Here is a 16,154-nt window from a genome sequence, read left to right as displayed (position 1 = left end):
CGGAACGGTGCGGCTCACCCGACGGTGGTGAAGGCCGACCCCTGAGTGCCGCCCGGGGGTCGGCCTCGACGGCCTCGGCCGGAGGTCGGGCGGGGCCTGCCCGCGCGGCGGCGGGCCCCCTGCTCGTGCCCGCGGAGCAGTGCGCCCGTCGCCCGCGCTCGCCCTGCGCAGTGCGTCGTCGTGGCGCGCACCGCGGGACGACGGCGACGACCGGCTGCCCGGGACAACGCTCCGGGGGGCCGTCCCCCGCGGCGACCGGGCCTCGTCGGCCGGTGGTGCCGGCCCCTCCGGGGCGGCGGGCTCCCGCACCGGACCTGCGGTGCCGTCGACGTGCCGGCGCGCGGGACCAGCGACGGTCCGCGGTCTCGATCTCAGTGGGGCGCAGTCTCGGGGAGGGTCTGCGCGCACCAGATCGTCTTGCCGTTGGTCGTGTGCCGGGTGCCCCAGCCCTGGGTGAGCTGGGCGACGAGCAGCAGCCCCCGGCCGCCCTCGTCGAAGGTGCGCGCCCGGCGCAGGTGCGGGGCTGTGTTGCTGGAGTCGGAGACCTCGCAGATCAGGGAGGTGTCGCGGATCAACCGGAGCCGGATCGGTGGCTCGCCGTATCTGATGGCATTGGTGACCAGCTCGCTGACGACCAGCTCGGTGACGAACGCCGCCTCCTCCAGGCCCCAGGCGTCCACCTGGTCGACGGCGAACTTCCTGACGCGCGGCACCTGCGCGGTGTCGGGCTCGACGTCCCAGTCGGCGACGTGGTGGGGATCCAGCGCATGAGTGCGAACGAGCAGCAGGGCCGCGTCATCGGTGCGCCGTTCGGGAAGCATCGCGTCCATCACCGTGTCGCACAGGGCCTCCAGCGAGGCGGCCGAGGGGTCCAGGGCGCGCTGCAGTTCGGTGGTCCGCTGGTCTACGTCGCGCTCGCGGCTCTCCACCAGTCCGTCGGTGTAGAGGGCGAGCAGGCTGCCCTCCGGCAGTTCGAGCTCGGTGGCCTCGAACGGCAGACCACCGATGCCGAGCGGGGGTCCCGGCTGGGCGGAGACCGGGGTCCTGGTGCCGTCCGGGGAGATGATCAGCGGCAGGGGATGGCCGGCACTCGCCAGTGTCAAGCGCCGGGAGACAGGGTCGTAGACGGCGTACAGGCAGGTGGCCCCGGTCTCGCCGGTCGGCTGGAAGTGGCCGGTGGGCTGGAGGTCGCTGGCGAGGTGGAGGACGAGGTCGTCCAGGTGGGTCATCAGCTCGTCCGGCGGTAGGTCGACGTCGGCGAGGGTGCGGACCGCCGTACGCAGCCGGCCCATGCTGGCCGAGGCGTGCAGGCCGTGGCCGACGACATCACCGACGACCAGTGCGACCCGGGCGCCGGACAGCGGAATGACGTCGAACCAGTCACCGCCCACTTCCGTGCCGGTCCCGCCGGGCAGGTAGCGGGATGCCACCTCCACCGCCTCCTGGATCGGCAGTCCCTGAGGCAGCAGGCTGCGTTGCAGGGTCAGCGCGGTCGTGCGCTCGCGTGAGTACCGGCGGGCGTTGTCGATGGCGACGGCTGCCTTGGCGGTCAGCTCTTCGGCGAGGATCAGGTCGTCGGCGGTGAAGGCCTCGGGCCGGTCGAGACGGGAGAAGGCGACGACGCCGAGGAGTGCGCCGCGCGCCCGGAGCGGCACGGTGATCCGCCCCGTCAGCCCGTCCGCCGCGATGGACTCGTTGATCACCGGGTTGCCCGGTGGCCAGTGGGCCGGGTCGGCGGCGAGCCCGGGCCCGAAGGCCCACTCGCCGCCCTGTCCGGGCTCCGCGGCGAGCTCGACCGTGGACCTGCCGGTGGCCATGCAGCGGGCGGCGACGGAGTCGGCAGGGTGACTGACCGGCGTTGTGGGCCCGGCAGCCGCGTCGGTGCCCTCCTTCGCGCTGTGCTGGGCGGCACGGCTGAGCGTGATCGTCTCGTCGGGGTCGAACGCGGAGACGGAGGGCGGTTCCTCGCCGCGCAGCACCTCGCCGAAGAGATCCACGCTGACGAGGTCGACGAATCTCGGCACCGGGGTCATGGCCAGTTCCTGGGCGGTGCCGATCACGTCGAGTGTCCGGCCGATGCCGGCGCTGGCCTTGTTGAGGATGAGCAGGCGTTGCCGAGCCCAGTACTCGGCGCTCATGTCGAATCCCCAGTTGGCGATCGCTCGGACCGTGCCCTCGGCATCCCGGACGGGCCAGATGCTGGTGGCCCAGGCATTGGCGTAGTCACTGCCGCGAGGGCGGAAGACGGTGATCAGACGGGTGGCCTCGCCCGTCCTCGCCACCTCGGCGAGCGCGTCGGTGTAGGGCTTGTCGTCCCTTTCGGGATACAGCGCGCGGTCGAATTCGGGAAGCACCTCGCGGTAGTGCTTACCGAGCACCTGCTCCTCGGAGTGCGCGATCACCCGGCCCGAGGAGGCGTTGATCCACAGGAACCGCAGCTCGGGGTCGTAGACGCCCAGAGCGAAGGGGGACTGCTCGAAGGCCCGGTCGGCGATCACCGGGCGGCGTCCCCACCGCTGGACGGTCATCACGTGACCCAGTGCCCGCCCGTCGGGGCCGAACAGCGGGTAAACGGTGACCACGGCGTCCACCGTGGAGCCGTCCCGGTGGCGCAGGGGGATGAACCCCGTGGGGTCGGGGCCGACGCCGTAGCCCTCGGGGAAGCCGGGCGGCGCGGGATCGACCAGCAGATCCGTCACGGGGCGCCCGACCGCGTCCTGCGCTGTCCAGCCCAGCAGCAGCCGGCCCCCCTCGCTCCAGCCGCTCACCCTGCCTTCCGGGTCCACCACGGCCACGGCCGTGGGGGAGTCCCGCTTGCCGTCCATCTCCACGCGCCACGCCTCCGTCCGGACAGCCGGGCCCGTCAGGGCTGGTTTCCAGCGGCTCCCTCCAGCCTAGATCGGCCCCCGCTCCACGGCGCGCCGGTCGGTGTCTTCGGGTGCCGGGTGCCGGGTGCCGGAGCGACCGGGGCCGGGGGCTTTCGGCACCCCCCGACAGCAGCCGCAGCGCGCACACGGGGGAGCGCTCCCGTCGGAAGCGCTCCCCGCGGCATGGTCGGTCAGCAGGTCGCGTTGGTCTGGGTCAGGAGGCCGAGCCGCCAAGGGAGGCGGTTGTAGTCGCCGCCCGCGTTGGGGTTCATGCCCTGGTAGAGGTACTGGAGCCGGCACGCGGGGATCGTGAGCGTCTGGTCGTAGCCGGCACGGATCATCTCGCCGTGGCTGATGTCCCGGGTCCAGGCGCCCGAGGGGAAGGAGACGTTGTTGGCCCGTGCGAACGGGTTGCTCTCGGACGCGGCCAGGGGCGTCCAGGACCCGCCGAGGCTGCTCGTCGTCCAGGAGCGGAAGTAGCGCCGGCCGTCCGATCCGATGGCTTCGACGAGGAGCAGGTACTGGTTACTGCCCTGCACCTTGTACACGTTGCTCGCCTCGAACAGGGCGTACTTGGAGTCCTGGGCCGCGATGACGGTGTCGGTGAAGCCGTTGGGGAACTGGCCGACGCTCGTCCGCGAGCGGTACAGGTGTCCGTTGTCGTCGGAGGAGAACAGGTAGCAGTTGGCGCTGTCGCAGATCACCCACATGTCGACCCAGTGGCCGTTGCCGATGTTCTGCCGGATGATGTCGGGCATCGACGAGTAGAAGTGACGGGGCGCGCTCCACCCGTTCGGGTTGTTGATGTCGGGGTTGGTGGAGTAGGAGGCGTTGCCGGTCTGGTACACGAGGTACCACAGGCGTTGCGGCGCGTAGTAGAACACCTGCGGCGCGGCCCGGTAACCGGACCCGATGGCGGTGCGGTCGAGGTAGTGGTGCGTGGCCGACCCGGCCTGGGACCAGTCGCTGAAGTTCAGGTAGACCAGGTTGTAGCCGGAGGAGCTGGCGACGCTCGCGAACACGTGGTACTTGCCGTTGTACTGGACGACCGTCGGGTCCTTGATCCCGGCGATGTTGTGGGTCGAGTCCGGCTTCGGCGAGATCAGCTGGCCGCTGGAGCTCCACGAGAATCGGCTGGGCAGAGCGGCGGCGTCGGTGGCGCTGCGGGTGGCGGCGGGCGTGCCGCCCAGTGTGGTCAGCACGGGGTTGTACGCGGCCTTCTTGTTGCCGTTGCGGTCGAACAGCAGCGGGTTCTCCGAGGCCCGCCAGGAGTCGCTGTCCCGGATGCCCCAGACCGTGATGCCGGTGCAGCGCGCGACGTTCATGCAGGCCCTGACCGTGTTCGCGTACGCGGTCGGTGACGCCTGCGCGATGTCCAGTTCGGTGATCTGGACGTCCACGCCGAGGGCGGCGAAGTTCGACAGCGTGCTCTGGAAGCTGGCGGGCGGGCCGCCGGTGCCGAAGTGCGCCTGGAGCCCGACGCAGTCGATGGGCACGCCGCGCGCCTTGAAGTCGCGGACCAGGCGGTAGACACCCTGGGTCTTGGCCGCGTTCCAGTCCTCGATGTTGTAGTCGTTGTAGCAGAGCTTGGCCGCCGGATCGGCCGTCCGGGCCGTGCGGAACGCCTGCTCGATGAAGCCGTTGCCCAGCACGTCCCGGAAGACCGAACTGCGGAGCTGGCCGCTGGGGCCGTCGGCGAAGGCCTCGTTGACCACGTCCCAGGAGTGGATCCGGCCCTTGTAGCGGTTCATCACGGTGGTGATGTGGTTGTTCATCACGCCGCGCAGGGTGTTCGCGTCCCTGATGGAGCTGACCCAGCCGGGCAGTTGGGAGTGCCAGACCAGGGTGTGGCCGCGCAGGCGCTGACCGCGGGCCTGCGCGCGGTTGGCGATCTGGTCGGCGGGGCCGAAGTTGAACGAGCCGCGGGACGGCTCGGTCGTGTCCCACTTCATCTCGTTCTCGGGCGTGACCGAGTTGAACTCACGGTCCAGGATCCTCGTGTACGTCGTGTCACCGAGCCGGCCCGCGGCCACGGCGGTGCCGAAGTACCGTCCGGACTGGGCCGCCTGGGCGCCCAGCGTGGAGGCCCGGGCGGCGTCGGGCGTGCCGGTCGCGGTCCCGGGAGTCACCAGGACGGTCGCGGCCACCAGGCCCAGGACCGAGGCCCGGCGGAAGCCGAGCCGTTTCAGCGCACTCATGGTTCTCCTCGTGGGGGGTGGGTGGGGGGTTGCGTGGTGCGATCGGTGAACCTCGTCAGGGCGTGGACAGCTCGAACCGCGTGACGCGGACCGCGCCGCCGAGTGCCTGCGTGGCGTGGTTGAAGAGGGCGAATCGGTAGCCCATGAAGAACCGCCAGTCGTTGCCCAGGGGGAAGGCGGGTCCGAGGCGGGTGAAGGTGGTGCCGTCGGTGCTGTAGGAGAAGGTGCCGAGGCGTCCGGTGCCGGGACGGATGTCCGCGGTCGCGCGCAACCAGACGCGGCTGCCCGGGACGGCCGCGCTCGCGGCCTCGGTGCCGGTGCCGGTGGTGTTCCAGTTGCCGTCCATGGTCAGCCCGTTGACCATCACCAGCCGGGGGACGCCACCGTCGCGCTTGACGCCGATCCAGGCGGAGGAGTCACGCAGCAGCGCGAGTCCGGCCCGGTCGCCGTCCCGCATCCCGGAGTGGTCGAGCTGGATCGTGGCGGTGGATGTGGGGCCCTGGATACGGTGCGTCAGGGTGTTGCGGGCCGAGTAGAGGTCCCTGGTGACGGTCGCGGTCCGCAGGGTCAGCCCGTTGCCGACCGACCACTTGGTGTTGTCCGGGTTGTGGTTCCACTCCCACCTCGGCTTGAGGCTCGTGCCGTCGAAGGTGTCGGGGCCGGTCATGGGGGTCACCTGGCGGGGTGGGGTGGGCACGGCCGGACTGGGATACGAGGTGCCCCATGCGCCGTTGACGAGTTGCACGACGGGCCAGCCGTCCGACGTCCAGGTGACGGGTGCCAGGGCGGGCATCCGGCCGCCGGGGTACGCGTCGACGAAGGCCATGTAGTACCAGGCGCCGCTCTGCGTCTGCACCAGCCCGCCCTGGTGCGGGACACCGCCGCCGGGGATCGGCCCGCGCAGGTCGAGGAGGACCTGCCGCATCGTGTACGGACCGAAGGGGCCGCCCGACGACTTCAGGATGTACTGGCCGTTCGCGGGGCGGGTCAGGAAGATGTAGTACCGCCCGTTGATCTTGTAGAAGCGGGCCCCTTCGAGGGTGCCGACGCTCGACGGTGTCGTGAACACCTGCTGGGTGCGGACCTGGGTGCGGCCGTCGGGCGAGAGCTGGGCCACGTTGATGGTGGTGTTGCCGTACGCCACGTAGAGGGTGTCGTCGCTGTCGACGAGCAGCCCCGCGTCGTAGTAGGGCGTGCTGATCGTCGTCAGCCTGTTCCACGGCCCTTCGACGGCGGTGGCGGTGTAGATGTACGTCCGGGCGAAGTCGATCTGGCCGAGCCAGTAGAAGGTCCTGTTGCTCGGCCGGTAGGCCAGTGACGACGCCCAGATTCCCCTCACGTAGCCCCGGGCGCCGTTCAGGTCGTACTTGGCGCCGAAGTCGAGCACGGGCACCGAGTGACCGGCGATCTCCCAGTTCACCAGGTCGTACGACCGCAGGACGGGCGCGCCCGGCGAGTAGTGCATCGTCGAGGCCGAGGCGTAGTAGGTGTCGCCGACACGGATGACGTCGATGTCCGCGAAGTCCTGCCAGATCACCGGGTTCGTGTAGGCCGCCGCGGTGGCGGAGGTCGGCACTCGGGCGGCGGCGGAGGCGGTACCGGGGGCCGCTGTCGGAGGAACCAGGGCAGCGGCGGCCAGGCCACCGGCGGCCGTCAGAGCGCGACGACGGGACAGGTTTTGATCAGTCCATGACATTTGCACGGGTGGCGTCTCCTTCGGTGGCCCAGCCGCGATGGTTGGAGTGGTCCGGAGGTGCCCTGCTCGGTTCGTGCGGAGCGGCTGCTCTGTATACGGGATGTCGAACACGGGTTGATGTGTCGAGCTCTCTGGATGATAAGAGGCCGGTGAACCCCGTCAATACCTCTCGCACGAATCGTGTGTGGCTTCGAAACATTCGAAGCAAATGATCCCATGTCCTCACGGGTGCATTGCCTGAAGGGTAGTTAAGTGTCGCCTTTGTTAGCTTTCGCGGCCGTCCAGTGGTGGCAGTTCGGTAGTGGATGTTGACATGTTCGGTGGCCTCTCTAATATCCGTGGAGCCTTGAGTTTCCGAATGGGTAACGAAATTTCGAACCACTCTGTCGTGTCATGGACGTGACATTGCTCTTGTCGGTTTCCGCCCATGGCACCCTTCCGTCCAAGGAGTCCCAGTGCCCAGACGCTCAGGCGGACGACTGCTCCGCCTCCTCGCGGCCACCGTGTTGACGGTCACCGCGTCCGTGACGGCCTCCGCGCACTCCACCGCCTCGGCCGCGCCGGGCAGCCCGGCGCTCACCCCGCCACTGGGCTGGAACAGCTGGAACAGCTTCGGGTGCGGGATCACCGAGACGCAGGTCCGCCAGGCCGCCGACGCGATGGTGTCCTCCGGCATGCGGGACGCCGGCTACCGGTACGTCGTCGTCGACGACTGCTGGTTCGACCCGCAGCGCGACGCGGCGGGCAACCTGCGGGCCAATCCGGCCAAGTTCCCCAGCGGCATGAAGGCGCTCGGGGACTACATCCACGGCAAGGGCCTGAAGTTCGGCATCTACCAGGTGCCGGGCGAACGCACCTGCGCACAGACCACCGGCGCCTACCCGGGGTCCACCGGCAGCAAGGGCCACGAGAGGCAGGACGCCGCCACGTTCGCCTCGTGGGGCGTCGACTACCTCAAGTACGACTGGTGCTCCTCCAGCGGCACTCGCGACGAGCAGGTCGCGCGGTTCACGCTGATGCGCGACGCCCTGCGCGCCACCGGGCGGCCGATCGTCTACAGCATCAACCCCAACAGCTTCCACGCCATCACGGGCGCCACGTACAACTGGGGTGAGGTCGCCGACCTGTGGCGGACGACCGAGGACCTGCTCGACATCTGGCAGAACAACAACACCAACAGCTACCCGATGGGCGTCGGCAACGTCCTGGATGTCACGGCGCCCTTGGCGGCGCAGTCGGGTCCGGGGCACTGGAACGACCCCGACATGCTGGTCGTCGGCCGTCCCGGTCTGTCACTGACCGAGTCCCGCTCCCACTTCGCCCTGTGGGCGCTGCTCTCGGCCCCGCTCATGGCCGGCAACGACATCCGCACCATGTCCGCCGACGTGAGCGCGATCCTGCGCAACCCCCGCCTGCTTGCGGTGAACCAGGACTCGCTGGGCGCGGGCGGACGCAGGGTGCGCGACGACGGCAGCACCGAAGTGTTCGCCAAGCCCCTGTCCGACGGCTCGGTCGCCGTGGGCCTGTTCAACCGGGGGAGCGGCACGGCGACGGTCACCACCTCGGCCGCCCAGGTCGGCCTGTCCGGTGGGCCGTTCACCCTGACGGACCTGTGGACCGGCGGCACGTCCAGCACATCCGGGCAGATTTCGGCGAGCGTCCCCGCGCACGGCGTGGCCGTGTTCCGGGTGAGCGGTGGCAGTCCGCTGGCCGCCACGACCTCGCGGCTGCGCGGCACCGCGTCCGGCCGCTGCCTGGACGTGGACAACGCCTCGACCGCGGCCGGGTCCACCGTACTGATCTGGGACTGCCACACGGCCGCCAACCAGCTGTGGACCACGTGGGCCGGAGGCGAGATCCGGGTCTTCGGCGACAAGTGCCTGGACGCCTACAACCAGGGCACCACCAACGGCACCCGGGTCATCACCTGGCCCTGCAACGGCCAGGACAACCAGAAGTGGACCGTGGGCTCCGACGGGTCGATCCGCAACGTCCGTGCCGGGCTGTGCCTCGACGTCAACGGAGCCGGCACCGCCAACGGGACCCCGTTGGTTCTGTGGACGTGCAACGGCCAGACCGGCCAGAAGTGGAGCCGCACGTGAAGGACATAGCCCACCGGCCGACAGCGCACCCGCCGTCCGGCCCCCGGGAAGCCATGGTGATCCCGGCTCTGGCGTTACCCGCCACCGGTACGAGGCGCACCAGGGCAGTCGCCCTGATCATGGGCCTCCTGCTGGCGTTCGCCATCGTTCCCGCCCTGGTGCACCCCCCGGCGGCCAGGGCGGACAACCCCATCGTTCAGCACGTCTACACTGCCGATCCGGCCCCGCTGGTCCACAACGGACGGGTCTACCTCTACACCGGGCACGACGAGGACGGTTCCACCTACTTCACCATGAAGGACTGGAGGGTGTGGTCCTCCGCCGACATGGTCAACTGGACCGACCACGGCTCCCCGCTCAGCCTGGCCACCTTCAGCTGGGCGTCCGCCGACGCCTGGGCGGGACAGGCCGTGCAGCGCAACGGCCGGTTCTACTGGTACGTGCCCGTGAAGAACCGGGCGACCGGCCGGATGGCCATCGGCGTGGCGGTGGCGGACAGCCCCACCGGCCCGTTCCGGGACGCCCTCGGCCGTCCGCTGGTGGAGAACGGCGAGATCGACCCGACCGTCTTCATCGACGACGACGGCCAGGCCTACCTGTACTGGGGCAACCCGAATCTGTCGTACGTCAGGCTGAACGCCGACATGACCTCCTACTCGGGCGGCGTCAGCAGGATCCCGCTCACCACCGCGGGGTTCGGCACCCGCACCGGTGACCCCAACCGTCCCACCCTGTACGAGGAGGGACCCTGGGTCTACAAGCGGAACGGCCTGTACTACATGGTGTTCGCGGCCAAATGCTGCTCGGAATTCATCGCCTACTCCACGGCACCCGGCCCGACCGGGCCATGGACCTACCGCGGGACGGTCATGCCCACCCAGGGCAGCAGCTTCACCAACCACCCCGGGATCGTGGACTTCAAAGGCAATTCGTACTTCTTCTACCACAATGGCGCGCTCCCGGGCGGCGGTGGCTTCACCCGCTCGGTCGCGGTGGAGAGGTTCTCCTACAACGCCGACGGCACGATCCCGATCATCACCATGACGAACACCGGCGCACCCCAGGTCGGCACGCTCAACCCGTACGTACGTCAGGAGGCCGAGACGCTCGCCTGGGGATCCGGGATCGAGACCGAACCGTCCGGCGAAGGCGGGATGAACGTCGGCTGGATCGAGAACGGCGACTACCTCAAGGTCAAGGGCGTGGCCTTCGGGCCGGGCGCGTCCTCCTTCACGGCGCGCGTGGCCTCGGGCGGTGGCGGCGGCACCGTCGAACTGCGCCTGGGTTCGCCGAGCGGGACGGTCGTGGGCCGGTGCGGTGTGCCGAACACCGGGGGCTGGCAGGCCTGGACGACGGTGACCTGCCCGGTCGGCGGCGCGGCAGGAACCCAGGACCTCTACCTGCGGTTCACCGGCGGCAGCGGCTACCTGCTCAACATGAACTGGTGGCAGTTCACCCCGGCCGCCGTGGCGGCACCGCGGTGACCGGCGGCGACGCACGTCCTCGCGCACGCCCACCAACCGACGCGGCGCTGAGCCACGACAGACCCGAGTGCACCGAAGTGATCAGGTGGTTCGGCAGACATCGGAGCCGGGAGCGCCGCCGGCCGTCCGGCCACGCTGCCTGGACTTGAGTGGACGGGCTGTCTCTGTGGTGCCGTCCGCGGCGAGGACCGTCGCCGCGGACGGCTGACCTGGCACCGGACGGCACGCAAGCGCCCGGTGCCGGTCACGTCACGTCCGCGGGTGCCCTGGCTGCCGGCGAGGTGGCAACCAGGGCGAGGGGCCGGTCGGTCGTCGGTCAGGAGGCGGTTGTGACGCGAGTGCCGGTGACCGAGTCACCACCGGAGCCGCGCGGGAGGGTCCGATCCGTGGTCAGGCGGTGACGAGGCACCACCGCCTGCCGCATCTGGCGGTGCGACAGGGGGGAGTCGGCCGGTTCAGCGGTCCAGGGGCTCGTAGTCGAACCAGTCGAAGTGGACGGTTCCCGCAGCCGCGTACATGCCGATGACGCGGCCGGTGAAGCCGCCGGCGACCTCGGTCGACAGGTAGCGGCCGTCGAGCACCGCGAGCTCGGTGAACGTGCCGTCGGGTTGTTCGATGCCGAGGGTGACGACGTCGGGTCCGGTGCACGGCCCGTGCGGAGGCGGTGGGTCCGTGATGGCGACGGCGAGGACCAGTGGCCCGGCGGGCACGGAGCGTTCGGCCACGACCGTGCGCAGGGAGCCGAGGCGCGCGATCACCCGTACGTCCGACCCGGACGCCTCGATCGCGTAGTGGTGCTGCTCGTCCAGCCGGACGGCGAGGCCGCCGCGCCCCTGCCCCGGGTCGATCAGGGTGCGTGCCCGGCAGGTGAGGTGCTGCTGGCGGCGGCCGGTGAACACCACGTCGGGCTCGTCCAGGGAGCCACCCCGCGCGCGGAGCGTCAGCCACCCGGGGCGCTCCTTGGTGGTGCAGAGCTCGGCGGGGCGGTCCCGCACGGAGATCCAGGCCGGCCCGAGTTCGCTGAACTCGAAGTCGTCGCGCCGTTCCTCGGTGGGAGCGGGGGCGGGGGAGAGGGGCCAAGGCAGCGCGGACAGGTCAAGGGTGACCTCGCCGACGACCGGCCAGCCGTCCTCCCAGGTCACGGGCGCCAGGAAGGTCTCCCGGCCGAGTACGTGCCAGCCGGGCGTGCCGCCGCGCGGCCGTACGCCGAGGAAGACCATCCACCACGACCCGTCGGGCCCCCGGACCAGGTCCGCGTGGCCGGTGTTCTGCACGGGGTGGTCGGTGCCGCGGTGGGTGAGGACCGGGTTGGCCGGTTACGGCTCGAACGGGCCGGTGGGGGTGCGGCTGCGGGCGATCGAGACGCCGTGGCCGCGTTCGGTGCCGCCCTCGGCGATGAGCAGGTACCAGTAGCCGCCGATCCGGTACAGATGCGGCGCCTCCGGAGCCTTCGCGCCGGGGCCGCCGGACCAGAGCCGGTGCGGAGTCCCGTACGTCTGTCCGGTGGACGGGTCGATACGGACCTGCGACACCCCGGCGACGGTGCACCAGCAGGTGCCGTCCTCGTCCCAGGCCAGGTCGGGATCGATACCGGGCACGCCCGGCGCGGGGATCGGATCCGACCATGGTCCGGCCGGGTCGGTGGCCGTGACGATCAGGTTGCCACCGCCCTTGCTGCAGTTGGTGACGATCAACCAGAAACGGCCGTCGTGATGGCGCAGGGTGGGGGCGTAGATGCCGCCCGAGGAGACACCTCAGGCGCGTACGGGGTCAACTTGCGGGGCCAGCAAGGTTACAAATGCCGTGTGCTAATCGAACGGATGCCCAGCTCTGCATTCGGGGAGCCTGCGGTGCTTCAGACGTTCAGCGCTGGCGCGGGATGCCCAGCGTCTTTATGAGTTGGGTGAGCTCCTCCCGGAAGAGCTTCTCCGGGCTGGTGGTCTGGGTATGCATGTGGCCGTAGACCTCCAGTGACACGAGGCCGTGCAGGTGCCCCCAGATGCGCAGCGCGAGGGCGACGGCTGCAGGCGGCAAGTCGGGGAAGGCGGGGCGCACCTTGTCGAGGAGCCCGGGATCGAAGTCGGACCAGTCGAAGGCACTGTCCTGGTAGAGGTGCTGGGCGTGGGGCCATGCGGCTGCCGCGAGTGCGGTGAGTCCGGTGCAGACCCGGCGTGCGGCATCCGGGGCGGGGCCTTTCTCGGGGGCCTGGTAGCCGGGAACAGGATCGCCGTAGATGAGCCGGAATCCTTGGGGGTTCACCTGGGCCCAAGTCCGGAAGGCGTTGGCCCACGCCTTGATCCGGAGGGCAGGATCCGTGGCGGGGGTGGCTTCCCAGGCAGTGTCCACGGCGTCGGCCAAAGAGGTGTACACGTCGTTGATGAGCGCGGTAACCAGGTCGTCCCGGGTTGCGAAGTAACCGTAGATGGCATTGGCGGTCATGCCCATCTCGCGGGCAATGGCCCGCAGCGTGATGGCGTCCGGCCCACCCGAGGCCATCAAGGTCAGTGCCACGTTCTTGATTTCGGCCGTGGTCTGGGCCCGTAGCCGCTCGCGCCTTCCCCTGCTACCCGTGACTGTCACAACAGGCACTCTACAGTGTCAACTTAGTGAGCCCAGTATTGAAACTACACGGCGTATAGTTTCTGCACGGCGTCACTTCCGTGGCGTCCACGTCTGCATGCACAGGGGAGAAACATGCACATCGGAGTCATCGGAGCCACGGGGACCATCGGCAGCCGGGTTGTCACTGAGGCCCTCGACCGCGGTCACCAAGTCAGGGCGTTCAGCCGTGACGCCACTCAGGCGCAGCGCGAGGAACGCCGGAACAATGTCACGTGGGCGAGTGTCGACGTCCTGGACCCGAAGAGCATCGTCGACGTCCTGCCTGACCTCGACGTCCTGATCAGCGGGTTCCAGCCGGGCAATGCAGCCAAGGACTTTGAGGACACCGTCCGGCGCTCGATCGCCGACCCCACCGTCTACGCAACGGCGGCGCGGGCCCTGCTGAAGGCTTTGGAAGGCCACCCGCGGACCCGGCTCATCGTGATCGGCGGCGCCGGCAGCCTTGAGATCGAACCGGGAGTGGCGCGCGCCGACTCCGACGAGCTGCTGTACACCGCCCTGAGCCAGATCGGTCTGCCCCGCGAGTACGCCGCAGCGGTACGCGGGCACCGGGATGCCCTCAACGTCCTGCGGACCTCGAACCGGCTGTGGACCTACTTCAGCCCCGCTGAAGAGATCGCCCCCGGGGAGCGCACCGGTCGCTTCAGGATCGGTGGTGACCAGCCGGTACTGGACGCGCAGGGCCGCAGCCGCATCTCGGTGGAGGACGCGGCCATCGCCCTGATCGATGAAGCGGAATTGCCTCGCTTCATCCAGCGCCGTTTCACTATCGGCTACTGACGGCCGCAGCCGACATGCTCGTGGGGGGGGGAGCTTTCCCCCCCCACGGGGTACCGAGATGTCAAGGCACCTTTGATCGCATCAAGCCGCATCGGCGAGCCGAGCAGGGAACGCAGTGTGTTCATCGAACAGTTTGCGGTGCTTGAGGCAGTGGTAGAGCTGTCCGATCATGCGGTTGAAGAGGTTGCGCTGGGCTGCAGCGTGCCAGTCGCCGTGGTCATCGCGCCGTCGCCGGTAGTGGGCCTTGGCGCCGGGTGAAGCGGTGATGGCGGAGAAGGCCCAGAGGTAGCCGACTGCGTTGAGCCGGTCGTTCTTGACCCATCGCCTGGTGATGCTCGATTTCTTGCCGGAGGCCCGGGTGATGGGCGATGCGCCAGCGTATGCCTTCAGGCCGCGGGCATCCGCAAAGCGGGTCTTGTCGTCTCGGCGAGCACCCGGGCGCCGAGCTGGACGCCGAGGCCGGGGAAGCTGAGGGTGATCTCAGCGTCCGGGTGCTGAGGGAATGCCTCTTCGACCGCCTCGGCCAAGTGGTCGGCGGCGGTGCATGCGGCTTCCAACTGGATCAGGATGGCGAGCATCTGCTTGCCCAGCGCGTCCTCGACCAGCGGTGGCTGGTGCGCGTAGTCGGCACGGAAGACGTCCCGGAGCCGTTCGGCCTCGGCCACGATGCCCCGCTTGCGGCCGGCTCGCTTGAGTGCGGCCTCCAGTTGCGTGCGGGGCAGCCGCGCGGCCCGGGACGGCGTCGGGGCCGCCTTCAGAAGCTCCCGGGCCTCGGGCCGGCACAGACCGCTGCGCCAGGGCTCGAAGGCGGCCAGGGCGGCCGGGTAGTACTCGCGGAGCAGCGAGCGGAGCTGGTTGGACAGCTGCTGCCGGTTCCAGAGTGAGTCCTGCTGAGCGCGTGCGAGGACGGCGACGGCTCGGCCGAGGTCACTGTCATTGGGCAGTGGCCGGTGGGCGTGCATGTCGGTGCGCAGGATGTTCGCGAGCACGAGGGCGTCGCCGGGGTCGGACTTCTTGCGGGAGACGGAGTGCCGGTCGCGGTAGCGGGCGGCAGCCATCGGATTGATCGCGAACACCTGCCGCTTGCCGGTCCGCAGCACCACGACGAGCAGGCCCCGGGAGGTCTCGATCGCGACCGGGATCGGGTTCTCCTCGCTGTCGCCGTACTCGACCACCAGCTCCAGCAGGATCTTGTATCCCGCTGCGTCGTCGGTGATGTGCCGCTTGGCCAGTAACAGGCCGCTGTCGTCGACAAGGGTGACGTCGTGCGTGCGTTCCGCCCAGTCGATGCCGCAGTAGATCACAGTCTTCCTCCCCTTGTTGCTGTTTGCGCTGGTCACGAGCTCATGCGGAACCACGCGGCGACCTGATCCAAGGACTCAGCGCGAGGGCTGGTCCGCCACCTCAGTAGCTGTTCGTGGCACCAGCTCACTCCACGGGCCTCGGTCTATGCAGGAGCTCAAGGGCTCGGGCGTATCAGGAGGTCACCGCGGGGCGGGCTCGCACCACCAACACCAACGAGTGATCAAGGGCGCAGTGATTGACGGTGGCGGTTCGAGGAGGTGCCGAGACGCGCTCGATCTCGTGCGAGGCCATACCTACGACCGGTATACGACAAGGCGTCAGCTCGGCACCCGCTCGACCGCCACCACAGCGAACACCAGACCGCCCGCCGCTCTCCGCTGAGGCTTGCGAGCCCGGCATGGGCAAGGCGTGAGGGCCCCGGTGTTCGAACAGTCCAGGAGCCGCTCTCCTCACCTGAACTGTCCGTACATGGGGATTAGGGCATGGGCGCCGGCAGGCGCAACTGCTCCGGCCCGTCGCGGTGGGTCCGGTGGCGCGACCGCCCGCCGGGAACCGGCGCCCTCGTCATGAGGACGGTCATGGGGACGGACCTTCCCGACGGGGTGTCGAAGCGCTTCACTTCGAAGTGAAGTTAGCGGACCTGTTTCGCGACAAGAGTCCCGGCGCGAGGAAGTTCCCGCCACTCAGGTGTTCGCCGGCAGCCAGTAAGGGAAACCGCGACTGTCGATGCGCTTCGACGATCCTCGCTCACTGCGCCGTCCGCGCCGCTTGCCGGGGGGATCCGTTTCGTGGCTTCTCCGTCCCCGTCCGCCGCCCGGGGCTGCCTTCGCCCCTGAGCAACGCCCTCCTGCGCCTGCCCGGCACCGTCCGCGTACCGGCCACCCTCGGCTTCCTCGGTCCGGGCGGGCAGCCGCCCACCGTGGAGTGGGGTCGTCCGCTGTCGGATAGCCAGCCGTACGTGGAACCGGCGCACTCCGGACCGGACTCGGCCCGGCGTGCGTGCTCGTCATGCTCCGCGTACTCGCCCTCTCCGGGCGCGGGGGGGGGGGGGGGGGGGAGGAGGGGGGGGGGGGGGGGAAAGGACAAGGTCAACGAGGGGA

Annotated in this window: 7 protein-coding genes and 2 pseudogenes; 3 read left to right on the top strand and 6 right to left on the bottom strand. The window is 69.8% G+C overall.

Features of this window, described 5'->3' with window-relative positions:
- Positions 1–371 precede the first annotated feature (371 nt).
- The 3 genes from ACZ4YY_RS18065 to ACZ4YY_RS18055 all read right to left on the bottom strand — a co-directional run bounded on the left by ACZ4YY_RS18065 (position 372) and on the right by ACZ4YY_RS18055 (position 6,761).
- Entirely contained in the window at positions 372–2,825 is a 2,454-nt protein-coding gene (locus ACZ4YY_RS18065; RefSeq protein WP_468290937.1) for a SpoIIE family protein phosphatase, read from the bottom strand.
- A gap of 233 nt (positions 2,826–3,058) precedes the next feature.
- The gene (locus ACZ4YY_RS18060) at positions 3,059–5,065 is read right to left on the bottom strand and encodes a glycoside hydrolase (RefSeq protein ID WP_468290584.1); all 2,007 of its coding nucleotides are present in this window, start codon (positions 5,063–5,065) and stop codon (positions 3,059–3,061) included.
- A gap of 55 nt (positions 5,066–5,120) precedes the next feature.
- Positions 5,121–6,761 carry a glycoside hydrolase family 43 protein gene (locus tag ACZ4YY_RS18055; protein ID WP_468290581.1) on the bottom strand — a complete coding sequence of 547 codons (1,641 nt, stop codon included), beginning with the start codon at positions 6,759–6,761 and terminating at the stop codon, positions 5,121–5,123.
- A gap of 455 nt (positions 6,762–7,216) precedes the next feature.
- Between ACZ4YY_RS18055 and ACZ4YY_RS18050 the strand changes: the two genes are divergently transcribed.
- Positions 7,217–8,863 (top strand): glycoside hydrolase family 27 protein, encoded by a 1,647-nt coding sequence (locus ACZ4YY_RS18050; protein WP_468290578.1) that lies wholly within the window; start codon positions 7,217–7,219, stop codon positions 8,861–8,863.
- A gap of 119 nt (positions 8,864–8,982) precedes the next feature.
- A complete protein-coding gene (locus tag ACZ4YY_RS18045; protein WP_468290934.1) occupies positions 8,983–10,347 on the top strand; it encodes a glycoside hydrolase family 43 protein in 1,365 nt (454 codons plus the stop codon).
- A gap of 455 nt (positions 10,348–10,802) precedes the next feature.
- Here the strand turns inward: ACZ4YY_RS18045 and ACZ4YY_RS18040 are convergent.
- Positions 10,803–12,095: pseudogene (locus tag ACZ4YY_RS18040) on the bottom strand (glycoside hydrolase family 43 protein); the annotation flags it as partial.
- Between the two features lie 115 nt (positions 12,096–12,210).
- Positions 12,211–12,858 (bottom strand): TetR/AcrR family transcriptional regulator, encoded by a 648-nt coding sequence (locus tag ACZ4YY_RS18035; protein ID WP_468290576.1) that lies wholly within the window; start codon positions 12,856–12,858, stop codon positions 12,211–12,213.
- A gap of 183 nt (positions 12,859–13,041) precedes the next feature.
- Here ACZ4YY_RS18035 and ACZ4YY_RS18030 point away from each other — a divergent pair, with 183 nt between their 5' ends.
- The gene (locus tag ACZ4YY_RS18030; RefSeq protein ID WP_468290573.1) at positions 13,042–13,749 is read left to right on the top strand and encodes an NAD(P)-dependent oxidoreductase; all 708 of its coding nucleotides are present in this window, start codon (positions 13,042–13,044) and stop codon (positions 13,747–13,749) included.
- An 81-nt stretch (positions 13,750–13,830) separates the two neighbouring features.
- On the opposite strand, the pseudogene ACZ4YY_RS18025 reads toward ACZ4YY_RS18030, so the two are convergent.
- A pseudogene (locus ACZ4YY_RS18025) lies at positions 13,831–15,053 on the bottom strand (IS110 family RNA-guided transposase).
- Positions 15,054–16,154 lie beyond the last annotated feature (1,101 nt).

Source organism: Streptomyces sp. NPDC030143, assembly GCF_055573695.1.
This window is presented reverse-complemented; position numbering and strand designations above follow the sequence as displayed.